The sequence below is a fragment of the Pediococcus pentosaceus ATCC 25745 genome (genome assembly GCF_000014505.1).
GTDB lineage: Bacteria > Bacillota > Bacilli > Lactobacillales > Lactobacillaceae > Pediococcus > Pediococcus pentosaceus.
On the sequence record NC_008525.1, the window covers coordinates 20,396 to 39,272 of the forward strand.

General features: G+C 36.9%; 22 protein-coding genes. 13 read left to right on the top strand and 9 right to left on the bottom strand.

The window, feature by feature from the left end; translation table 11 throughout:
- Window positions 1–3: 3 nt before the first annotated feature.
- Window positions 4–681 (top strand): ABC transporter ATP-binding protein, encoded by a 678-nt coding sequence (locus PEPE_RS00095; protein ID WP_002833878.1) that lies wholly within the window; start codon window positions 4–6, stop codon window positions 679–681.
- 170 nt (window positions 682–851) lie between these two features.
- Window positions 852–1,424 carry a helix-turn-helix domain-containing protein gene (locus tag PEPE_RS00100; protein WP_011672772.1) on the top strand — a complete coding sequence of 191 codons (573 nt, stop codon included), beginning with the start codon at window positions 852–854 and terminating at the stop codon, window positions 1,422–1,424.
- Window positions 1,425–1,471: 47 nt separating this feature from the next.
- On the opposite strand, the gene PEPE_RS00105 is transcribed toward PEPE_RS00100, so the two are convergent.
- The 4 genes from PEPE_RS00105 to PEPE_RS00120 form a co-directional block, all read right to left on the bottom strand.
- On the bottom strand, window positions 1,472–2,656 hold the full coding sequence (locus PEPE_RS00105; RefSeq protein WP_011672773.1) for a GNAT family N-acetyltransferase: 1,185 nt from the start codon (window positions 2,654–2,656) through the stop codon (window positions 1,472–1,474).
- Between the two features lie 14 nt (window positions 2,657–2,670).
- A complete protein-coding gene (locus PEPE_RS00110; RefSeq protein WP_011672774.1) occupies window positions 2,671–2,856 on the bottom strand; it encodes a hypothetical protein in 186 nt (61 codons plus the stop codon).
- Window positions 2,857–2,862: 6 nt separating this feature from the next.
- On the bottom strand, window positions 2,863–4,098 hold the full coding sequence (locus PEPE_RS00115; RefSeq protein ID WP_011672775.1) for a PTS sugar transporter subunit IIC: 1,236 nt from the start codon (window positions 4,096–4,098) through the stop codon (window positions 2,863–2,865).
- Window positions 4,099–4,354: 256 nt separating this feature from the next.
- Window positions 4,355–4,711, bottom strand: a complete 357-nt coding sequence (locus tag PEPE_RS00120) for a winged helix-turn-helix transcriptional regulator (RefSeq protein WP_011672776.1) — start codon at window positions 4,709–4,711, stop codon at window positions 4,355–4,357.
- A 136-nt stretch (window positions 4,712–4,847) separates the two neighbouring features.
- Here PEPE_RS00120 and PEPE_RS00125 point away from each other — a divergent pair, with 136 nt between their 5' ends.
- The 3 genes from PEPE_RS00125 to PEPE_RS00135 all read left to right on the top strand — a co-directional run bounded on the left by PEPE_RS00125 (window position 4,848) and on the right by PEPE_RS00135 (window position 7,145).
- Window positions 4,848–5,687 (top strand): aldo/keto reductase, encoded by an 840-nt coding sequence (locus PEPE_RS00125; RefSeq protein WP_011672777.1) that lies wholly within the window; start codon window positions 4,848–4,850, stop codon window positions 5,685–5,687.
- A 20-nt stretch (window positions 5,688–5,707) separates the two neighbouring features.
- A complete protein-coding gene (locus tag PEPE_RS00130; protein WP_011672778.1) occupies window positions 5,708–6,502 on the top strand; it encodes an SDR family NAD(P)-dependent oxidoreductase in 795 nt (264 codons plus the stop codon).
- Between the two features lie 94 nt (window positions 6,503–6,596).
- Window positions 6,597–7,145: an NADPH-dependent FMN reductase gene (locus tag PEPE_RS00135; protein ID WP_011672779.1), complete on the top strand. Its 549-nt coding sequence runs from the start codon at window positions 6,597–6,599 to the stop codon at window positions 7,143–7,145.
- 59 nt (window positions 7,146–7,204) lie between these two features.
- On the opposite strand, the gene PEPE_RS00140 is transcribed toward PEPE_RS00135, so the two are convergent.
- Entirely contained in the window at window positions 7,205–7,540 is a 336-nt protein-coding gene (locus PEPE_RS00140) for an ArsR/SmtB family transcription factor (RefSeq protein ID WP_011672780.1), read from the bottom strand.
- A gap of 65 nt (window positions 7,541–7,605) precedes the next feature.
- Between PEPE_RS00140 and PEPE_RS00145 the strand changes: the two genes are divergently transcribed.
- The 5 genes from PEPE_RS00145 to PEPE_RS00165 all read left to right on the top strand — a co-directional run bounded on the left by PEPE_RS00145 (window position 7,606) and on the right by PEPE_RS00165 (window position 11,357).
- A complete protein-coding gene (locus PEPE_RS00145; RefSeq protein ID WP_011672781.1) occupies window positions 7,606–8,211 on the top strand; it encodes a cadmium resistance transporter in 606 nt (201 codons plus the stop codon).
- 125 nt (window positions 8,212–8,336) lie between these two features.
- The gene (locus tag PEPE_RS00150; protein WP_011672782.1) at window positions 8,337–9,626 is read left to right on the top strand and encodes a LysM peptidoglycan-binding domain-containing protein; all 1,290 of its coding nucleotides are present in this window, start codon (window positions 8,337–8,339) and stop codon (window positions 9,624–9,626) included.
- Between the two features lie 23 nt (window positions 9,627–9,649).
- Window positions 9,650–10,117 (top strand): hypothetical protein, encoded by a 468-nt coding sequence (locus PEPE_RS00155; RefSeq protein WP_011672783.1) that lies wholly within the window; start codon window positions 9,650–9,652, stop codon window positions 10,115–10,117.
- 261 nt (window positions 10,118–10,378) lie between these two features.
- Window positions 10,379–10,699: a DMT family transporter gene (locus tag PEPE_RS00160; protein WP_002833891.1), complete on the top strand. Its 321-nt coding sequence runs from the start codon at window positions 10,379–10,381 to the stop codon at window positions 10,697–10,699.
- Between the two features lie 19 nt (window positions 10,700–10,718).
- Window positions 10,719–11,357 carry a pentapeptide repeat-containing protein gene (locus PEPE_RS00165; protein WP_002833892.1) on the top strand — a complete coding sequence of 213 codons (639 nt, stop codon included), beginning with the start codon at window positions 10,719–10,721 and terminating at the stop codon, window positions 11,355–11,357.
- An 87-nt stretch (window positions 11,358–11,444) separates the two neighbouring features.
- Here PEPE_RS00165 and PEPE_RS00170 read toward each other — a convergent pair whose 3' ends face one another.
- The gene (locus tag PEPE_RS00170) at window positions 11,445–12,806 is read right to left on the bottom strand and encodes an FAD-dependent oxidoreductase (protein ID WP_011672784.1); all 1,362 of its coding nucleotides are present in this window, start codon (window positions 12,804–12,806) and stop codon (window positions 11,445–11,447) included.
- 130 nt (window positions 12,807–12,936) lie between these two features.
- On the opposite strand from PEPE_RS00170, the gene PEPE_RS00175 reads away from it, so the two are divergent.
- Complete coding sequence (locus PEPE_RS00175) at window positions 12,937–13,617, top strand: EAL domain-containing protein (protein WP_002833894.1); 681 nt, start codon at window positions 12,937–12,939, stop codon at window positions 13,615–13,617.
- A gap of 35 nt (window positions 13,618–13,652) precedes the next feature.
- Here the strand turns inward: PEPE_RS00175 and PEPE_RS00180 are convergent, their stop codons facing one another.
- Entirely contained in the window at window positions 13,653–14,111 is a 459-nt protein-coding gene (locus PEPE_RS00180) for a DUF1836 domain-containing protein (RefSeq protein WP_011672785.1), read from the bottom strand.
- Between the two features lie 127 nt (window positions 14,112–14,238).
- On the opposite strand from PEPE_RS00180, the gene trhA reads away from it, so the two are divergent.
- Complete coding sequence (gene trhA / locus PEPE_RS00185) at window positions 14,239–14,877, top strand: PAQR family membrane homeostasis protein TrhA (RefSeq protein WP_011672786.1); 639 nt, start codon at window positions 14,239–14,241, stop codon at window positions 14,875–14,877.
- Window positions 14,878–14,948: 71 nt separating this feature from the next.
- On the opposite strand, the gene PEPE_RS00190 is transcribed toward trhA, so the two are convergent.
- The gene (locus PEPE_RS00190) at window positions 14,949–15,482 is read right to left on the bottom strand and encodes a GNAT family N-acetyltransferase (RefSeq protein WP_002834251.1); all 534 of its coding nucleotides are present in this window, start codon (window positions 15,480–15,482) and stop codon (window positions 14,949–14,951) included.
- 186 nt (window positions 15,483–15,668) lie between these two features.
- Here PEPE_RS00190 and PEPE_RS00195 point away from each other — a divergent pair, with 186 nt between their 5' ends.
- The gene (locus PEPE_RS00195; RefSeq protein WP_011672787.1) at window positions 15,669–16,940 is read left to right on the top strand and encodes a cation:dicarboxylate symporter family transporter; all 1,272 of its coding nucleotides are present in this window, start codon (window positions 15,669–15,671) and stop codon (window positions 16,938–16,940) included.
- A 69-nt stretch (window positions 16,941–17,009) separates the two neighbouring features.
- Here the strand turns inward: PEPE_RS00195 and PEPE_RS00200 are convergent, their stop codons facing one another.
- A complete protein-coding gene (locus PEPE_RS00200; protein WP_011672788.1) occupies window positions 17,010–18,803 on the bottom strand; it encodes a glycerophosphodiester phosphodiesterase in 1,794 nt (597 codons plus the stop codon).
- Window positions 18,804–18,877 lie beyond the last annotated feature (74 nt).

Here is an 18,877-nt window from a genome sequence, read left to right on the forward strand (position 1 = left end):
ATGATGACTGCAATTGAAATGAATAATATCAACCAAATTTATGGAAAAGGGATTGCTAAAGTTCACGTATTACATGACGTTAATTTTAAGGCTGAAGCTGGGACATTGAGCTTGATTATTGGTCCCAGTGGTTCTGGGAAAAGTACATTCTTAACCATTGGGGGCGGGTTGCGGACTCCAACTACTGGACAAGTTAAAGTGAATGGACAAGATTATCAAACTAGTTCCCGTAAAGACCTTGAAAAATTAAGACTTAATAACATTGGTTTCGTTCTACAAAATTACCATTTATTACCATTTCTAACGGTTAAAGATCAATTCAAATTGGTCGATAAAGTAAAAAAAGAAGGTAATTTATCTAAAGAAAGTTTAGATAAATTATTGCAACAACTAGGAATCGAAGATTTAGTTGATAAATTTCCAACAGAGTTATCAGGTGGTCAGCAGCAACGAGTGGCGATTGCTCGGGCCTTGTATCCCGATCCTGCCATTATCTTAGCTGATGAGCCAACGGCGGCTTTGGATAGTGAACGGGTTAAAGAAGTTGGTCGTTTATTTGCGGATCTAGCACACGATCGTCATAAAGCGGTAGTAATTGTTACCCATGATATGCGCTTAAAATCGTATGCTGATCAAATGTTCGAAATTAACGATGGTGTTTTAAAAGAATCAACGTTATAAGTAATAAAAATGATGATAGAAATTTTTTCTATCATTATTTTTTTAACCCAAATTTAACTTCAAAAGGAATAAAATGAAGTTAATAAAACTTGATTTTTAAGCCATGTAACAGGTTTGTTGCTTGGTTTTTAAAATGACTGTGGCAGAGTAGAACTAGAAGGGGTGGTTGGATGTCAATCGGAACAACGTTACAAAAAATACGGCAAGCACGAGATCTTACTCAACAAGAAGTGGCGACACAAATGTATGTTACCAGACAAACGATTTCACGTTGGGAACAAGGAAAAACGATGCCAAATATATATGCTTTAAAAGATCTTGCGCAGTTGTATAATGTTTCGCTCGACCAATTGGTTGCAAGGCATCCCTCTAATTCGAAAGAGGAAGCAGGTCATAAAATGAAAAAAATTAATTGGTTAGCATTATTTGGTTTTTTCTGGTTCAACGTTATTGTCACCATGGGAGTTGTCTTGGCAGTTGCCGGAATCTTATGTGGTCTTTGGATTTCCATCATCGGCTTTATAGTGTCTCCAGCCTTATTAGTAGGTGAATGGCTGGTTGTCCATATGATGGGATGGGTAACTCCTGTTAGTTTAAACTTGTATCAAATCCCGCTGACATTGATGCTTTGTGCAATCGGATTAGGCGCTTTTCCATTGCTAAAGCAGCTGACGATGTATTTAGTAAACTTTTTTGAAAAATATATTAGATATAATCTCCGTTCTATCTATACTGAAAAATGATAAAAAGGCAAATCAACTGACGTTGGTTTGCCTTTTTAAAGTTTGATTTAAAAGTAATCCCATAGCATAGGTGGTTCTTTACGTAAGGTAGCATCTAAATTTGTGATAGCCTCATAGCTACCGCGAATCGCTCCAATTCGATTAAGTTCATTTAAGGAACGATAACCTAATAAAACTTTAGTGAGTTCTTGAATAGATATACGAATGTCAGCCATATTATTTTCGTTATCACTAATTTTCTCAAAGCTAGTGCCATTGGCATTGATTAAAAGACGCCAAATTCCGTTATTAGCCGGAAGCATTTTATCAGCAACTGCAACACGAGTGCTTTTGATTTTCTTTAAGAATGGATAGTGATTAATGAAGGTTTCAAGGTTAATAATGCGAGCCATCATGTAAGGCTTAATCTGAACTTCAACATTGGATGGATTCTTTAGAATGTCAGGATGGCCTAAAGGGTCACCACTGGCGTATTCGAAAGTTGAAAACATCGACTCATGTTGGCAGACAAAGCGACTTAGATACTGGAAACTTTCCCAATTAGTAAACATGATTTCTTGAATCGAGAAGGTAGTATCAAGCCCCTCGTAGATAACGTACCCCGCAGATAAATGGTCTTCAGAGAAGTAGACGCCCACCTGCCAATGAGGATGCTTGAGAACGAGATAATCCCACCACCAATCCTCACGAATTAAACCAGCATTGTGGCTGTTGGGATTATTAGCATAAACTTCCTTAATAAATGGAATAGCTTCGGCTAAGGTTAAACGTTCAATACTACCAATCTTTTTGTCAATCTTTACTCTCGGTAAGTCGGTGTTTTTAACCCGATAGATGGTACGATCAAAAACTTCTTCATACCCAAAACGACGATAGAAATCGTATGAAAATGGAGCAAGATATGAGAGAGCAACGTTGTCTTCTAACATATCGTTAAAAGCTTGTTGCATGAGTTGGGTAATTGCTCCGTTACCGCCGTATTCGGGATAACTCATGACATCGCCAATCCCATTCATCTTGTATTTCACACCATGAAAGTTAACGTGAAATGGAATACTTAACATCCCGCTTCCGAGTTTTCCATTATGTTTGATTCCATATTTTAAAGCATGGTTGTAGCGATGGTCAAAGAAAGCTCGTCGTCCGTTTGAATCTAAGTTCGTAAAGGCGTACAGGTATAGTTGATAAAATTCTTCCAAATCTTTTTGGGTTAACTGTTCTAATTTATCCATGTCGTTGGGCCTCATTAATTTTTATTAACTGCTTTTCGTTTTAGAAGTGCTCCTAGTACTACAAATACTATTATACCAGCGATTTCAACTACTCGATTAGTTAGGGTTGAAGTTAAATGAAGTTGGGTCATCGCAATAGCAAGAGCTGCAATCAAGATCGCACCTACTACACTATATTTTAATAGAATTTTGATTTTCATGAAAGATTAAGCCTCACTTGCTTCTTGGGCAACCATTTGTTTTTCAGCCACTTTGAAGAAGGGATAGTAGATTGCTCCGGCAATGACTAGTTCAATTGCTGACCAAACTCCTGCACGCCAATCCCAACCAGTTGCCATTAAAGGTCCGATAATTGGTGGCATGGTCCAAGGAACCATCATTACGGCTGGGCGAACTAAATGGACGCTCATCAAAATGTAGGTTAGGACCGTTAAAATTTGAGGAATCACAATAAAAGGAATCAAGGTGATTGGATTCATAACTATTGGGAAACCAAAAATTACGGGTTCATTAATTTCAAATAAGGCACCGGGGAAGGCAACTTTACCAAGTTCTCGATAAGCCTTACTCTTGGATGAAAGCATCCAAAATACAAGCATAATGGTTGCACCGGTTCCACCAACATTAACAAATAAACTAGAAAAACCAGATGATGTTAAGTATGGTATAGCTTGATGGTGTGCGTAAGCTATACCATTAGCTGTTAGAAATTGAAGGAAGATTGGATCCGAGATCCCTTCGAGTGTCATATCCCCATGGATACCAGCTACCCACAAAACACTAACTAATAACGTGTAGAACATAATTCCTGGTAGACTGTTCATAGCAAATAATAGGGGATGGAAGATGCTTTGAACAAATAGATTAATATCAAAATGAAGGGGAACTCGAAGCCCCCAGAATAATAGCAAAACTAAAAAACCAGGAATTAGTGAAACAAATGATTGGCTAACAGCAGCTGGAACACCATTTGGCAGTTTAATAACCCAATTTTTTTTAACGAATAAGTTCAAAATCAAAACGGAAATAAATGAACAAACAATCGCTGTAAACAAGCCAGATGAAGCGAAGTTTGCAGTATCGAGGGTGTATTTACTGTTGAATGAAGCCACGATAAAAGCCATCGTGGAAAGTCCAGCGCCATTGATAGCGTCTAACTCCAAAGCTTTAGCTAATTCGTAACCAATTCCGATGGCAGCTAACAATGAAATGATTCCGAAAGAACCATTAACTGCAACTCCCATGGCGTCCATATATGGTTTCATAAAATTCGTCCAGGCAGGGATTGGAATATTAGCAATAATTAAGAAAATTGAACCACTAATCACAGCCGGTAGGGTTAATACTAGTCCGTTACGAATGGAAACCAGATATTTATTATTCCCCGCTTTAGCAAGTGGTGGCATTAGGACATTTTGTAACCAGTCCATAAATTTATTCATGAAAAATCTCCTCCTTTATATTTTGGTAACAAAAACAGTATAGTGATAAAAATCATTAATGTAAACCCTTACAAATGATATATAACTAAAAAATGACACAAAAATGCTAAATGTGATGATATTTTAATTATTTTTACTAAAAAATATAATGGAATATACCAATTAACGTTACGAGATAATTTTTTATTTAATAAATTATCAGTGAAATAAAAAAGCGCTAATTATCAGAGCAGTACCGATAATTTAGCGCCCCTTATTAATCGACTTTCACGAGTGCTACGTCTTCACCTTTAGCTTGTAAAGTGCTAACGTGCATTTCGCCCCAACTACACAATGTGTCGAGCAATTTTTCAAGCGATTTTCCATAATCGCTTAGGTAATATTCCACTTTAGGTGGAACGGTGTTGTATGATTTACGAACTACAATGTTATCCTGTTCCAACTCCCGAAGTTGTTGGGTTAACATTTTTTGACTAATTCCTTGGATATTACGCCGTAATTCACTAGGACGTTGTTGTCCATGGCGGAGGTTACATAGGATGATGGGCTTCCATTTACCGCCGATAACATCCATTGTCGCTTCCACACCAATATTATAAATTCGTTTTGTCATAAAGTTTCGCTCCTTTTTTGCCAGTATAACACAAAGCATACTTTTTGGTATGTATAGCACAATAAAGTGGGTACTAGCTGAATAGAAACAGTTTAGTTATAGTTAAAATTATAATTGAACTTCAAAGGAGAAAAAAATGATTAATTCTTTAAACGATCGCATAATGTTAAATAATGGAACTGCAATCCCAGGGCTAGGTCTGGGAGTTTTTCAAATTCCAGATGCAGATACGGCTCAAGTAGTTGCAAATGGAATCAAAAATGGTTACCGTTTAATCGACACAGCACAGATTTACGGAAATGAAGCGGGAACTGGAGCAGGCATTAAAGCCGGGTTGACGGCAACTGGTTTGAAGCGAGCCGATTTATTTGTCACTTCTAAGGTTTGGAATGACCACTTATCGTACGATGAAACGATAGCAGCCTTTGAGAGTAGTCTAAAGAAGTTAGGTTTAGATTATTTGGATCTTTATCTAATTCATTGGCCAGGAGATAATGCATTTCAAGATGCATGGCGAGCACTAGAAACTTTATATAAACAAGGAAAGATTAAAGCGATTGGTGTAAGTAATTTCCAAATTCACCATCTCCAAGCTCTAGCGGAATTTGCTGAAATTACACCGGTGATTAATCAAATCGAAACTCATCCGCAATTAAGTCAGCTCGAGATGCGAGAATATGCAGCTAAACATGATATCAAAGTCCAAGCTTGGTCACCTTTGATGCAAGGAAAAATCTTAGACAACGCTGTGTTAGCTAAGATTGCCCAAAAGTACAATAAGTCTGTCGCTCAGATTGTCCTACGGTGGGATGTTCAACAAAATATTTTGTTAGTAGTTAAATCAGTCCGTGCCGAACGAATGCTAAGTAACGCGCAGATTTTTGATTTCGAATTAGCACCGGAAGATATGGACCAAATTAATGCTTTGAATGAAAACTTGCGCGTCGGACCTAACCCAGATGAATTTGATTTTTAGATTTTAGAAGGAGGTAAACTATGGATTTACATTTAACACATAAATTAGCTTTGATTACCGGCTCAACTAAAGGGATTGGGAAAGCCATTGCTACAGAATTAGCCCGTGAGGGGGCTGACGTAATCATTAACGGACGGAATCAAGATGAGGTTGATCAAGTCGTGGCTGATATTAAAACCCAATTTCCAAATACTAATCCGCAAGGTGCAGCTGCTGATATTGCCAATGAAGCTAGTCGAACACACCTCTTTGAGCAGTATCCCAAGGTTGATATCTTAATCAATAACATGGGAATCTTTCAACCGATGGAATATGCCGATATTGATGATGCTACATGGAATAAATTTTTCCAGATTAACGTATTAGCTGGGAATGCTTTAGCTAAATTTTACTTGCCTAAAATGTTAGATCAGGATTTTGGAAGGATCATTTTTATTGCTAGCGAAGAAGCCGTGATGCCATCGGGAGAAATGCCTCAATACAGCATGACTAAGACCATGAATTTGTCGTTAGCTAAGAGCTTATCGAAACTAACGGTTGCTACACATGTGACGGTTAATACCATAATGCCAGGTTCGACATTAACTGAAGGGGTACAGCAAATGCTAGAAGATATGTACGCTGATAGTGATTTGCCTAAATCAGAATGGGAAGCGGACTTTATGAAAAACCATCGTTCCCGTTCTCAAATTCAACGTTTGATTCGTCCGGAAGAAATTGGCCGTTTTGCAGCCTTTGTTGCTAGTCCAGATGCATCGTCATTTTCTGGTGAAGCATTGCGGATTGATGGTGGATTAGTGCCAACTATTTTTTAAAACGCCAACGCATATCATTATCAATTAACCACTAATTTCTCTATACTGTAGTTAAGGTATTGTTAACGCTTTAAATACGACAAGGAGGAATTTTATGGCAAAAGAAATCGGCATTATCGTTGGTAGTTTGCGTGAAGGTTCATTAAATCGACTTGTGGCAAAAACATTTGAAAGTATCTTACCTAAAGAATACGAGGCAACGTGGATTGAGATTGGCGATTTGCCATTGTATAACGAAGATTTAGATCAAGGTGAAATCCCAGCAGAATGGCAAAGGCTACGTGATACTGTGCAAAATGTAGCAGGGGTAATGTTCTTTACTCCTGAATATAATCGTTCGGTACCAGCGGCTTTAAAGAACGCAATTGATGTTGGTTCTAGACCCATGGGCGAAAACGTTTGGGGTGGCAAACCAGCTTTGGTTGTATCGGCTTCCCCTGGAGCAATTGGTGGGTTTGGGGCAAACCAACACCTTCGCCAGTCTTTGGTATTTGTTGATATGCCAACCCTTCAACAACCGGAAGCTTATATTGGTAATGTTCCGCAACATCTGGATGGTGACCATTTTGATCAATCGACTACGCAATTCTTTAGTACCATTCTTGATTCATATTTAGATTTTTTAGAGCGTTTTACTAACTAACTTAAACTAAATTATGCAAATAAAAATAGCCTAACCAGACGGAAATTCCGTGGGTTAGGCTATTTTTCATTGTGCTTTTTCCCCTTTAGCACGTGATCAGCATGTTCAAGAGTTTCATTAACAATATCTAAGATATGCGGATCATCGAGTTCATAAAAAATCGATTTACCATCACGTTTAGTTGAAACTAACTGGTATTTACGCAAATCTGATAGATGGTGAGAGACCAACGACTGATCGAGATGGAGAAGTTCTACAATTTCAGAAACACTGAGGCTCTGCTGCGACAGAATGTATAAAATTTGAAGTCGCACCGGGTTTTTAAGCAAGCTAAGAATTTTTTGGGTCTCAGCGAGCATCACATCGTCAATTAATTTTATATTTTTTTGCTTCATATTAACTTCCTTTCATATGAATATGTTATCATATGTATGTAAAATAAGGTTGGGGAGGAAAAGCGATGATAAAAGATATTTTAACAGGTGTAACTGCATATATATCAACTAGTATAGACTATTTAATCGTTTTGATGGTCGTATTTGCGATGGTTCCTAAAAATAAGCGTATTTTAGTTTACTTTGGTGATATTGTTGGTACAACTGTTTTAGTTTCAGCAAGTTTAATGATTGCATTGGTTTTAAAGTCCGTCCCCGACGAATGGATACTAGGATTGCTGGGATTAATACCAATTGCTATGGGTATCAAGTTGATAGTTGCGGGCGCTGCTGACGATGAAGATGTGATTCAAAAGCAAATCAACAATCGGCGCGGCGTAATCTTGAATGTTGCTTTTATTACAATTGCGACTTGTGGAGCGGATAATATTGGAATATATGTCCCAATATTTACGCAGTTGAGCGTGGCTAGTTTAATAGTTGTTTTACTAACGTTTGTAGTTATGATGACCTTGTTTGCGCTATTAGGATATCTATTAGTTTGCCTCCCAACAGTGGCAAAGATTTTTGATCGATGGGGAACTTTAGTAACCATTATTGTTTACATTGGATTGGGAATCTATATCCTCTTTGAGAGTGGAACTATTCAACATTTTATTAATCTGATATAAAGTTAATCACAGTCTATGAACTATGCTTTTTTACTCTATGGTATAAAAGTCATTGAGTATTAGGAAGTAAAAGCTTACTATAAAAGGTATATATAGTAATTAAAAAGTCTTTTGGAGGAGTTTTTATGAATAAAAAAAGAATCACTGGTGCAGCTTTAGCTACTGCGCTTTTATTTGCACCTTTAGCTATCCAAACTTCTACAGCAATGGCCGATAGTTTTTATACACAACAAACCAATGCTGAACGTGCCGATATTACTAACTGGGTAGCTAATACGACTGAAGACATTAGTAATAATATTAGTGCTCAACATATTGATACTAACAATTTGCATGGAAATAAATACGTAATTCAATGGGGAGACACACTTTCTGGTATTTCAGATGCTACAGGCATCTCCATGGCTAAATTAGCTTATGATAATAATATACAAAATATCGACTTAATCTACGCTGGTGATACCTTAGTTCTAAATCGTGATGGTGAAGTACCATCGGATTGGCACTATTATGGTGATGGTGTTTATGTTGCTAAGACCAAGGTAACTATCAATAACTTCGTTGATAATAGCCATAACACGGTAAACATTAATGTTTCACCAATAAGTCATGAAGAAGGAAGTTCATCTAGTAAATCAAAAGATGATAGTAACGAATATATATCTGATTTAGATCCAGATGGTAAGAAGGGTGAAGCAGCTAGTGATACTGATAGTTCATCAGATTCTAAATCAAGTTCTAAGAATCATCATTCAGATTCTAAATCAGATAGCGATGAAATGGATGAAAGTGACTTCTCAGATGCAGTTAGCAATGAAGTATCTAGTAAGTTAGGTTTGAATGATGGCAAGCTAACTGTAGACTTCACTGGTAAAGATGATGACTCTGATTCAGATGTTAATACTGATGATACAAGTGACGACTCTGATTCAGATACAGAAGATGTTTATGATAATAATCAAAATATTTCAACCGGTAGTGATAAGCTTACAGATGAAAACGCTGAAAAATTAGCTGACAAGATTGTTGCACAACTTAAGGCTGATGGTAAGACTAAAGATATCGATAAAGCGGATAATGTTGAATTGATGATTGAAGCTAACGATGATGACTTTAGTTTCAACGTAACTTTAACAACTACCGATGATTCCGATTCAGATGAAGACAGCAATAGTGATGATAGTGATGCTGATACAGATAGTGAAGGTGCAGATTCAGAAGATACCGATACAGATTCAGAAGACGTAGACTCAAGTTCTGATGAAAGCTCCGATGAAGATACTGACTTTGATGACGAATCAGAAGACGCTGATACAGATACTGAAGATGAAGATCAAAACTCAAGTTCTGAAGACGAAGATAGTAATAACCAAGTCACAACTAATGATGACGAAAATACAGATACTGAAGAATAATTAACCGAGAGGAACTTTGGCTGATGAAGAAGAAATGGACAATTATTGGGATCATCGTTGCTGTGATCGTAATCGTATGTGGCGGTGTGTACTGGAATATGGGACACTCCGTAGCTAAAAAAATACCGGGTAACACTTATCTTTACCAGAGTGTTTCAAAAGATAAGACTTTATATGTTACCTTTGCTAAGAGTGGTGATCGGGCCGTAGTTAATTCCGATAAGGCTACTGCCCTCAAGGCAGGTAAGAGTCAACAAGATTTTGACAAAGAATATAAGGCTCAATCTAAGTTAACTTCTTGGAATTATAAAGCTGAAGGTGGAACTTTAACTCTGGCTCAAGAAACTAAAGATGGTAAAATTTCACAATGGCAATATAACGGAATTTTAGCGACAAGTAAGAAATTTACTGCCCACAGTTTTACTTATCAAATTGCTAAAGCTGGACAAGGTCAAGTGAAGAGTAAGACGGTATTTGAAAAGATTAATTAACTTAATTTAAGTTAAATGAAACTGCGCTAAAAGGTGATAAAAGCCTCCAAAGAGGATTTCACCTGATGGTACAGTTTTTGGTTACTCTAAGCCTAAAGTAGTAGATTAATTAGGACATAGCTTGCTGGAAAATTAAAAAGTTGCTATGATTAGGTTAAATTAAAACGGAAATCACCACCGGGTGGTCAGGCATTTGTAAAGCTCATTAGGTCAATGAAGAGCTTTACGGATGCCTTTTTTATTTTTTAGGAGGAATTGAAGATGACATGGTTTTATTTAGTTTTGGCAGGTATTTTTGAAGTCGTATGGGCAACTACTATGAAGCTCAGCGAAGGATTTAGTGTTCTAACATATGGAATCGCGACCGCAGTGGGGATGATTATGAGCTTTGTATTTTTATCATTGGCGATTAAACAGATGCCTCTTAGTTTAGCTTATCCGATTTGGACGGGAATTGGTGCAGTGGGTTCAATCATTGTCGGCGTAATCTTATTTCATGATCAAATTCCTAATATTACGTGGGTTTTTATTATAATGTTGATTGTTGGGATTATAGGAATTAAGATGACTGCAGGACATTAAAACGGCGGAGGATGTAGGAGTGCAAAAACCTAAAATAGTTATTGATAATTTACCAGAGGAGTCATTTTTTGAGATTTACAAGGATGAAGACCGGATGCTGATAAATCATCAAATTAGAAATCAAAATGCTGAAAAGCAATTCCTTGAACGGGGCATCATCGAACAATCTTACTTTGAACACGTTAAGTTTAATCAAAGTGATTTTTATCGGCTAGAGTTAACCGACTCGATTTTTGTTGGCTGTGATTTTTCAAACTGTAAAATGGAAGAAGCAGTTTTTTATCGATGTGAATTTAGAAATTGCAAGATGCTAGGGATCAACTTGAATGGCGCAATTTTTAACAACGTTCTGTTAGATGGGACGAATATGCAGTTAGCAGCTCTAAATCAAATGAAAGTTAAAGATACAATGTTCAATGCCTGCAATCTAAAAGATAGTAGTTTTGCTGAAAATAAACTACAAGGAGCAGTTCAATTTGAACATTGTGAAATTGACCAAATGTCCTTTTATGATACATCGCTGAAGCATGTTAATCTCAGTACATGTTTTTTTGAAAAAATTGATGTAGAAGAGCGTTTAATTAGAGGAATGCAGGTCAATGCTACTCAAGCGGCCCAAATTGCGCAATATCTATTAGGTTTACGTGTAGAATATTAAAAAACTACGACTTTAGGTAATTTTCGAAGTGAATTTCGTACTTCGAAGGATTCATTACCTTTTGTCGTAGTTTATTTGTTATTATTATTATGTTCGTAAGTAACCATTTTCTTGTTTAACAGCTAATTGACCAACTAGATTTAAGTAATTGAAAGGTTGATCAAAGTTTGGAGAAAATAGCATATCTATAAAGGATAATTCGTCAATCGTGCCGTGATAATGCATTAAGGCTGAGATTGTATCCGCAGCTTGAGAAACATCATGTTTGCTCCATAGTTGTACTCCCAGAACCTTACGGGAGTTACGATCGTAAACTAATTCGATTTCAACTTTGTGAGCATTAGGCATAAAGTCTGGACGGTAGCTACCTTTATACGCCACTTTAGTAGCGTTAATTCCAGCATCCAAAGCCATGGCTAAGGTCACACCACTACAAGCTAAAGTGCGTCCGAAGATTAGCATTCCAGTTGTTGATTGGGTACCAATTGAACGGAGGCGTTTATCTAACACATTAATACCAGCCAAGGCCCCTTGGCGAACGGCTTGTGATGCTAATGGCATGTAAACATCGGTTTGCAAACCATTATGTTTAACTGAAGCAGCATCTCCAGCAGCAAAGATATCAGGGTTAGATGTTTCCATATAATCATTAACGACGATTGCTCCATTAGTTAGTTGATCTACTTTACCTTGTAATAAATCAGCTTGAGGAAGTAAGCCAGTACAAATTACAGCCATATCTACTTCAAACGCTTCGTCGGCGGTTTTTACGATTAAGGTATCGTTAGCGCCATCTTCGAAGGATTTAACAATCGTACCAGTTTTGACCTGAATGCCTTTATCTTCTAAAAGATTGGTAATTTTGTCAGCAATTTCAGGTTCGATATGACGGTCTAGTGGAGTCTCTTTTTTATGGAAAAGAATAACCTCGTGGTTAGATTTATTGTAACCTTCAGCTAATTCAACACCAATATAGCCACCGCCAATAATAGCGATTCGTTCATCATTTTGGGCTTCGTCACATAAGTCACGAGCTTCTTCATAAGTCTTGCATAGCTTTACTTTGGGATTTTCAACGCCTTGAATAGTAGGAATAGACGTGAGTGAACCAGTAGCCATGATTAACTTATCGAAAGATTCGGTAGTGAATTCTTTAGTCTCTAAGTCTTGAGCAAAGACGGTATGTTCTTCGACATTAATATCAATCACATCGTGGCGTAGACGCATGTCTATCCCCTGAGCCCGGTAGTAGTCGGGATCAGCATACATCGCTTCATCAAGATTAGATATTGTTTTTCCTAATGTTAAGTAAGTGGCGCATGATAAGTATGAAATTGTATCGTGTCGTTCGAAAACAGTAACGTCCGCTTGTGGGTGGTATTTCAAGATTTCATTGACCGCTGCAATACCAGCATGGGTACAACCAACGACGATTATTTTTTCTGTCATCTGTAATGACACCTCTTTTTTATGGTATGAATTATGAATTATAGTATTTATATAGTATACTATAACTTAAACGTTATACATAGTATAGTATATGATTAATTTTTTTAAATTATCGAAGGAGGTATTCTAAATGCCTAAGTATCGTTTTTTTGCGCAACAACAAATTAATACAGCAACGAATGCCGTTTTAGGATACGAACTATTAATTAAGGAGCTAACTCCAGATGGCTGGCGCCTACCAAGTTCATTTATTGATATTGATACAAAAGTTTTTGCTAACTTATTGATAGAAACAACTAAAATATTAGGCCAAAAGGTTCGCTATTGTTCAGTTAACGTTAACCGTGACCAATTAATGAATACTGATATTGCAGAAGCAATCATCGAAAGTCAACGTCAACTTTATCCAACCAAGTTAATCGTTGAATTAACCGAAGATGTTAGTGAACGCGAATACACACCTACAGAAATAAAAGAGCAACTTGAACGCTTTGTCAGCAAAGGAATCCAAATTTCACTTGATGACGTGGGTACAGGACACAATCAGTTTGAAGATATTGAAGACTTCCTTCCCTTAGCTTCAGAAATTAAATTTGCCGTTCAAAACTTTAAGTCTACAATTCAAGATCCTAAAATCAAACAAAAGGTCCGTTTCTGGAACGCGATTAGTTCTGAATACAATATTCATTTGGTATTGGAAGGCATCGAAGACCAAGCAGACAATCAGCTAAGCCAAAGTTTTGGTATTAGCCGCCGCCAAGGTTATTTCTTCAGTAAACCACAATTACTAAGCCTTCCAGGCGATAAATAAAAGTCAAAAAAACTACTAACCTCAAAAGTTAGTAGTTATTTTTTTACAATTTTTTGCTCTAAGATAAGCTTATATAAAACGGTTCGAATAGCTATTTCTAATTGAGAAAATGACGCGACGGGTTCTTCTAAATGGCTGATTTCATGATTAAAACGCCTAATAAATTGGTTGAAGTAGGTTTCAATATCATCTGTAGCTAGCAATTGTTTGATAGTATCTAGCGCAAAAGCAGTTTTAAAAATGCTAATCATCATAATAGAAGCAATGTGGCTAGCGTTGTACTTCTTTTTAGTAGGGCGCGTTACAATTTCCATTTTGACGTAACTATTGACCATAGTTTTGGTGATTTTAGTACCTAAGATTGGTGTCAAGTAGCGGTTAACTTCTTGAATGACTTGGTCCATGTATAAATCAAGGTCTGGAAAGTCTTTAAATTCAGGCAAACGAAGTTGTTTAAAATCCTGTAGCCACTTTTGATAAGTTTCTTCTGTCATCAATAAATCCTCCAGCTAGTATCATAGCATAAATTTTATTCAAATTGATATGCATTTTGCTTTACGTAGAATACGATTCTATGTATAATGGCACCAACAACTACATAATACGAAATGAGGGATAAAAATGGTGCAAACACGAAGAAATCAGATTATATACGAAGTTTGGAATGCTGTGACCCATGGTGTGGCCTTTTTTGGTAGCTTAGGCTTAGTTATTTTATTGATTGTTAAAGCCGTCACGCAAAATTTATCATCCACCGCTATTACCAGCTTGGTTATTTATGGAGCAACCTTACTAATGTTATATTTGGCTTCAACGTTGTTTCACTGTTTAGCATTTACGAAAGCCAGACGAGTTTTTCAAATTTTCGACCATAGTAATATTTTTTTGCTAATCGCAGGGACTTACACGCCATATTGTATTATTTTTGTCGGCGGAACTAGTGGGATATTGATGTTGAGTATGATTTGGGCAATGGCGTTGGCAGGAATCATCACTCATATTTGGAGCAAAGGTCGTTTTCAAAAGGTGGAAACAACGATTTATGTGATTATGGGATGGATGTGTTTGTTAGCAGGAAAGGCGCTATATGCTAACTTATCACCAACTGGATTTTGGTTGCTAGTCGCAGGAGGCGTGGTATTCACCGTGGGAGCGGTGATTTATAGCTTTCCGCGCATCCCGGGACTACATTTGATTTGGCACTTTTTCGTGATGGCGGGAACGATGCTCATGTTTGGATCAATTTATTTGAATATATAGGAAGTAATCAGATCAAAACACAACAAAAAGAGATTTCAGTATCGACTGAAATCTCTTTTAAAATATACTAATTAATTTAGATATAATTGATAAGCAAAACGGGTTGTATCAACTTCATTTTCGTCATTGAAGTCGATAATGCCACGATATTCGAAACCATTATTAGCAATAACTTTTTGCATACCTTTATTTTTGGGGTGGGTATCAATACGGAGTTCATTGTAGCCTAGTTCGGAACTAATTGTGAAAAGTCCGGACATCATTTTTTCAGAGAGCCGTTGACCGCGGAATTTAGAAGACATCGCAATTCGATGAATAGACATGTAAGTATCTTCCGGATTACCTCTCCAACTTCCTTCCAACATGTCATCGTAATTTACGTCTCGATCAGGCCATAAAGCAGCAGTGGCGGCAATTTCACCGTCGACCATTAAAACATAGCTAATTTTTTGTTCAATATCTTTTTCAATATCTTGGTTAGTAGGGTAGCCAGCTTGCCACTGATTAATTCCTTGTTCCTTAAGGTAAGCTTTGGCTGCATCAATTATTTCTAAAATGGCTGGCAAGTCAGCCTTAGTTGCTTTGCGCAAGTAAGATGTTGTCATAATTATTCTCCATTTATTTTTTTATCAGAAATGCTATTTTAACGTAAATGAAAAGAGTTGTCATTACTTTTTATAGATGAAAACGTATTCGTTATTTCTCAAAAGATTTTTGGAATTAACCTATGATTAATTTTTAATTAAAAATATGATAATATAGTAAATAGCATAAATTTTAGGGGTGTGAATATGAAAAAAGTTCGGAATTGGAGATTGACGCTGGGGTGGCAAATCCTGATAGGTTTGATTTTAGGAGTGGTTTTAGGTGCCGTTTTCTACCATAACCAGGTTGCCATTACGGCGATGCAAAATATTGGAACCATGTTTATCCACTTGATTCAAATGATTGTTCTTCCAATCGTTATATCCTGCTTAACCGTAGGGATTGCGGGAATGGGTGACATTGGAGAATTGGGTCGTGTTGGATTGAAAACTTTGATTTATTTTGAAATTCTAACCACCATTGCTTTAGTAGTCGGAATGATTTTTGCTAACGTTTTTCATCCAGGAACTTATATTGATATCCATAGTTTGCAAAGTACGGATATTAGTTCATACGTGGAAACTGCAAAACACGCTAAAGAAAGCAGTGGCCTATGGTCAACGATTATGAACATTATTCCAACTAATATCTTTAGTTCGTTATCTGAAGGAAACATGATGCCCATCATTCTATTTTCAGTTCTTTTTGGATTAGGAATTACGGCAATTGGTAAACAAGGACAAATCTTGATTGATGGCCTTACTGCTATCCAAGAAGTAATGTTTAAGATTACCAACTGGATTATGCACCTTTCTCCTATTGGGGTTTGCGCTCTAATTGGGGTAACAATCGCTCAAATGGGGATTGATGCTCTAAAACCATTAGGATTGTTCATCTTGATTGCCTACGTGGCGATGGTATTCTTTGTAATTGTGGTACTAGGAATTGTGGCTAAGATTCACCACGTGAAATTCTTCCAGTTACTCAAGGTAATCAAAAATGAATTGATTTTAGCATTTTCAACAGCCAGTTCAGAGGCTGCACTTCCTAAAATTATTGATAAAATGCAAAAATATGGTGTTAGCCAAGGGATCGTATCCTTCGTTATTCCAACTGGATACACGTTTAACCTGGACGGATCAGCTATCTATCAAGCAGTTGGGGCACTCTTCTTAGCCCAGGCTTATCATATTAATTTAAGTATTGGACAACAAATTACATTGCTAGTAGTATTGATGATTACTTCTAAAGGGATGGCTGGTGTTCCTGGTGCTTCATTTGTGGTTCTCTTAGCTACTGTTTCTACCATTGGTGTTCCAATGGCTGGTTTAACGTTTATTGCTGGTGTCGACCGCATTATTGATATGGGTCGAACCGCGGTTAACGTGGTGGGTAACTCACTAGCTGCAATTATCATGGGCAAGTCGGAAGGCGAGTTCGATGAAGAGAAGCATGCAGAATATGTAAAAAATATTTAGAGTATGAAATAAAATACAGCGAAAAAAGGCGACCATGACATTAATGTCATGGTCGCCTTTTTGAATATTTTAACTGCCAAGTTCATAAGTAAAGTTGATTAATCGACTGCCATAACTTGGATGGTGGTTAAGTTGTTTAACCGTTTTTTGTAGAAGTTCAAGTTTATCGGTGATAATGCCATCGACTCCCATAAAGTTCAATCTGGCCATTGCATCGTCACTATTGACGGTCCAAGCATAAACTTTTCGACCAGTTAGTTCGGCAGTTAGTAAAAATGAGTTATTTAAAGTTGAATATTCCATCGTGTAAAAATCGGCGCTAGACTGTGGAACTCCAATAAAATTGAAAGGCAGAATATAGCCCACGGTTAATTTTGGATTAAGTTCTTTAAGTTTTTCAACGGCATCATAATCTAGGCTATGGACTTGATCATGATTTTTTAGAATTCTTTGTCCGTATTTAGCATTAAAACGCTCAACCACTTTTGGATCATCGTATTTAGTAGTTTTAAATTCAATTAGTAGGGGTTGTTTAAGCTTTTCAGCAGCGTCCATGTAATCATCTAAGCTAGCTATCTTAGCTGAACTTCCATTTTCATGCGCAGTTAATTTGGTGAGTTGCTTTAAAGTCAGTTGATGCGGCGCTTTATCAACCCCGGTTAAATTTTTAAGATTTTCATCATGCATTAATACAAATTGATGGTCCTTAGTTTCATGGATATCGATTTCGATGAAATCAGGATGTAATCGACTAGTATTCTTAAGGGATTCAATGGTATTTTGCACTCCATTTTTAGCGTTAACCCCGCGATGAGAAATGGTAATGGGAGTGTCACTAAAAAATCCAGTTAGATACAACGAATTAAATCCAATGCCCCCGATAACAAGTAAACCAGCAATAATTCGAATCCAACGTTGGTTTCCGACGTTGTAGCTAAGTTCTTGAAGCTGGTCGCTTAATCGATGAGTATGGGCAGTAAAGCGCTGATCTCCAGCCAGGTATTCAGTCATGATCATCAAAGAACCAGCACCCGCGGCAATGCTCGAAAGAAACATAAAAAATTCAATCAAAATTAAGTTTACGGAAGCGGCGAGAAAGGCCACTCCGGTTGGTGTCATACGGTCGAAAAGGGTTTGTTCCCCTAGTACTAAAAGCTGCCCAGCAATTATTACAACAATGGTGGTGGCAAAGAGTAATACAAGTCGTAAAACAATTGGCTTAAAGTTAATCTTAGTTATTTGCCAACTCTGTTTTACCGCAGTATGGGCGTTCCGTTTACCCAAAATGATTAATGGTAGAACTAGGAATAAGCGAATTCCGAGATAAAAAGTAACCACGTATAGCAAAATCATCACTAACAAAAGTGGACGATTTTCAGTTAAAAAATAATCAACTAGGAAACTAGGAATCCTAATTTTATTTAATAAAGGTGTCGAAAAACCTAATCCACCAAAAGGTAAGATTAAAATGCAGTAGATTAGTAAGAACCAAACGGAACGAAAAAAGGTCTTACGGACACGTTGAATGGAAAGCCGTAAGAGTGAATCAATCGTTAACTTCTTTCCATAATTAATTTGCATGGTTCCTAAAAATAGAAATGTGACTTGCCAATAGATGGCCACAATTACTGCTAGAATTAAAAGAATTAAACCTAAATCTAAAACAGGATGCTGGCTAATAATTTCAATTAAATTGGTATTAGAGATGTAACGAACTCTTGCCAAACGTAGCATTACGCTTCCAATTAGTGTAAAAATTGGGATTAAAATTCCGTATACAGCAACTGTAGAAGCAATAAAAAGCCAAATATAGCTAAAAATGTGTTTAAAAATATAACGATAAGTTTTCAGAGTGCTCGACATGATTCTCCCCTAAGTAATTTTTTGTGTGAATTTGCCCAAAATAAAAGGAGCTACAACAAAGTCTAATCTAAATC

Excerpts from the sequence above, each read along its gene's own strand:
- PEPE_RS00095 (WP_002833878.1), top strand. The coding sequence starts at position 4 with ATGACTGCAATTGAAATGAATAATATCAACCAAATTTATGGAAAAGGG.
- PEPE_RS00100 (WP_011672772.1), top strand. The coding sequence starts at position 852 with ATGTCAATCGGAACAACGTTACAAAAAATACGGCAAGCACGAGATCTT.
- PEPE_RS00105 (WP_011672773.1), bottom strand. The coding sequence starts at position 2,656 with ATGGATAAATTAGAACAGTTAACCCAAAAAGATTTGGAAGAATTTTAT.
- PEPE_RS00110 (WP_011672774.1), bottom strand. The coding sequence starts at position 2,856 with ATGAAAATCAAAATTCTATTAAAATATAGTGTAGTAGGTGCGATCTTG.
- PEPE_RS00115 (WP_011672775.1), bottom strand. The coding sequence starts at position 4,098 with ATGAATAAATTTATGGACTGGTTACAAAATGTCCTAATGCCACCACTT.
- PEPE_RS00120 (WP_011672776.1), bottom strand. The coding sequence starts at position 4,711 with ATGACAAAACGAATTTATAATATTGGTGTGGAAGCGACAATGGATGTT.
- PEPE_RS00125 (WP_011672777.1), top strand. The coding sequence starts at position 4,848 with ATGATTAATTCTTTAAACGATCGCATAATGTTAAATAATGGAACTGCA.
- PEPE_RS00130 (WP_011672778.1), top strand. The coding sequence starts at position 5,708 with ATGGATTTACATTTAACACATAAATTAGCTTTGATTACCGGCTCAACT.
- PEPE_RS00135 (WP_011672779.1), top strand. The coding sequence starts at position 6,597 with ATGGCAAAAGAAATCGGCATTATCGTTGGTAGTTTGCGTGAAGGTTCA.
- PEPE_RS00140 (WP_011672780.1), bottom strand. The coding sequence starts at position 7,540 with ATGAAGCAAAAAAATATAAAATTAATTGACGATGTGATGCTCGCTGAG.
- PEPE_RS00145 (WP_011672781.1), top strand. The coding sequence starts at position 7,606 with ATGATAAAAGATATTTTAACAGGTGTAACTGCATATATATCAACTAGT.
- PEPE_RS00150 (WP_011672782.1), top strand. The coding sequence starts at position 8,337 with ATGAATAAAAAAAGAATCACTGGTGCAGCTTTAGCTACTGCGCTTTTA.
- PEPE_RS00155 (WP_011672783.1), top strand. The coding sequence starts at position 9,650 with ATGAAGAAGAAATGGACAATTATTGGGATCATCGTTGCTGTGATCGTA.
- PEPE_RS00160 (WP_002833891.1), top strand. The coding sequence starts at position 10,379 with ATGACATGGTTTTATTTAGTTTTGGCAGGTATTTTTGAAGTCGTATGG.
- PEPE_RS00170 (WP_011672784.1), bottom strand. The coding sequence starts at position 12,806 with ATGACAGAAAAAATAATCGTCGTTGGTTGTACCCATGCTGGTATTGCA.
- PEPE_RS00175 (WP_002833894.1), top strand. The coding sequence starts at position 12,937 with ATGCCTAAGTATCGTTTTTTTGCGCAACAACAAATTAATACAGCAACG.
- PEPE_RS00180 (WP_011672785.1), bottom strand. The coding sequence starts at position 14,111 with ATGACAGAAGAAACTTATCAAAAGTGGCTACAGGATTTTAAACAACTT.
- trhA (WP_011672786.1), top strand. The coding sequence starts at position 14,239 with ATGGTGCAAACACGAAGAAATCAGATTATATACGAAGTTTGGAATGCT.
- PEPE_RS00190 (WP_002834251.1), bottom strand. The coding sequence starts at position 15,482 with ATGACAACATCTTACTTGCGCAAAGCAACTAAGGCTGACTTGCCAGCC.
- PEPE_RS00195 (WP_011672787.1), top strand. The coding sequence starts at position 15,669 with ATGAAAAAAGTTCGGAATTGGAGATTGACGCTGGGGTGGCAAATCCTG.
- PEPE_RS00200 (WP_011672788.1), bottom strand. The coding sequence starts at position 18,803 with ATGTCGAGCACTCTGAAAACTTATCGTTATATTTTTAAACACATTTTT.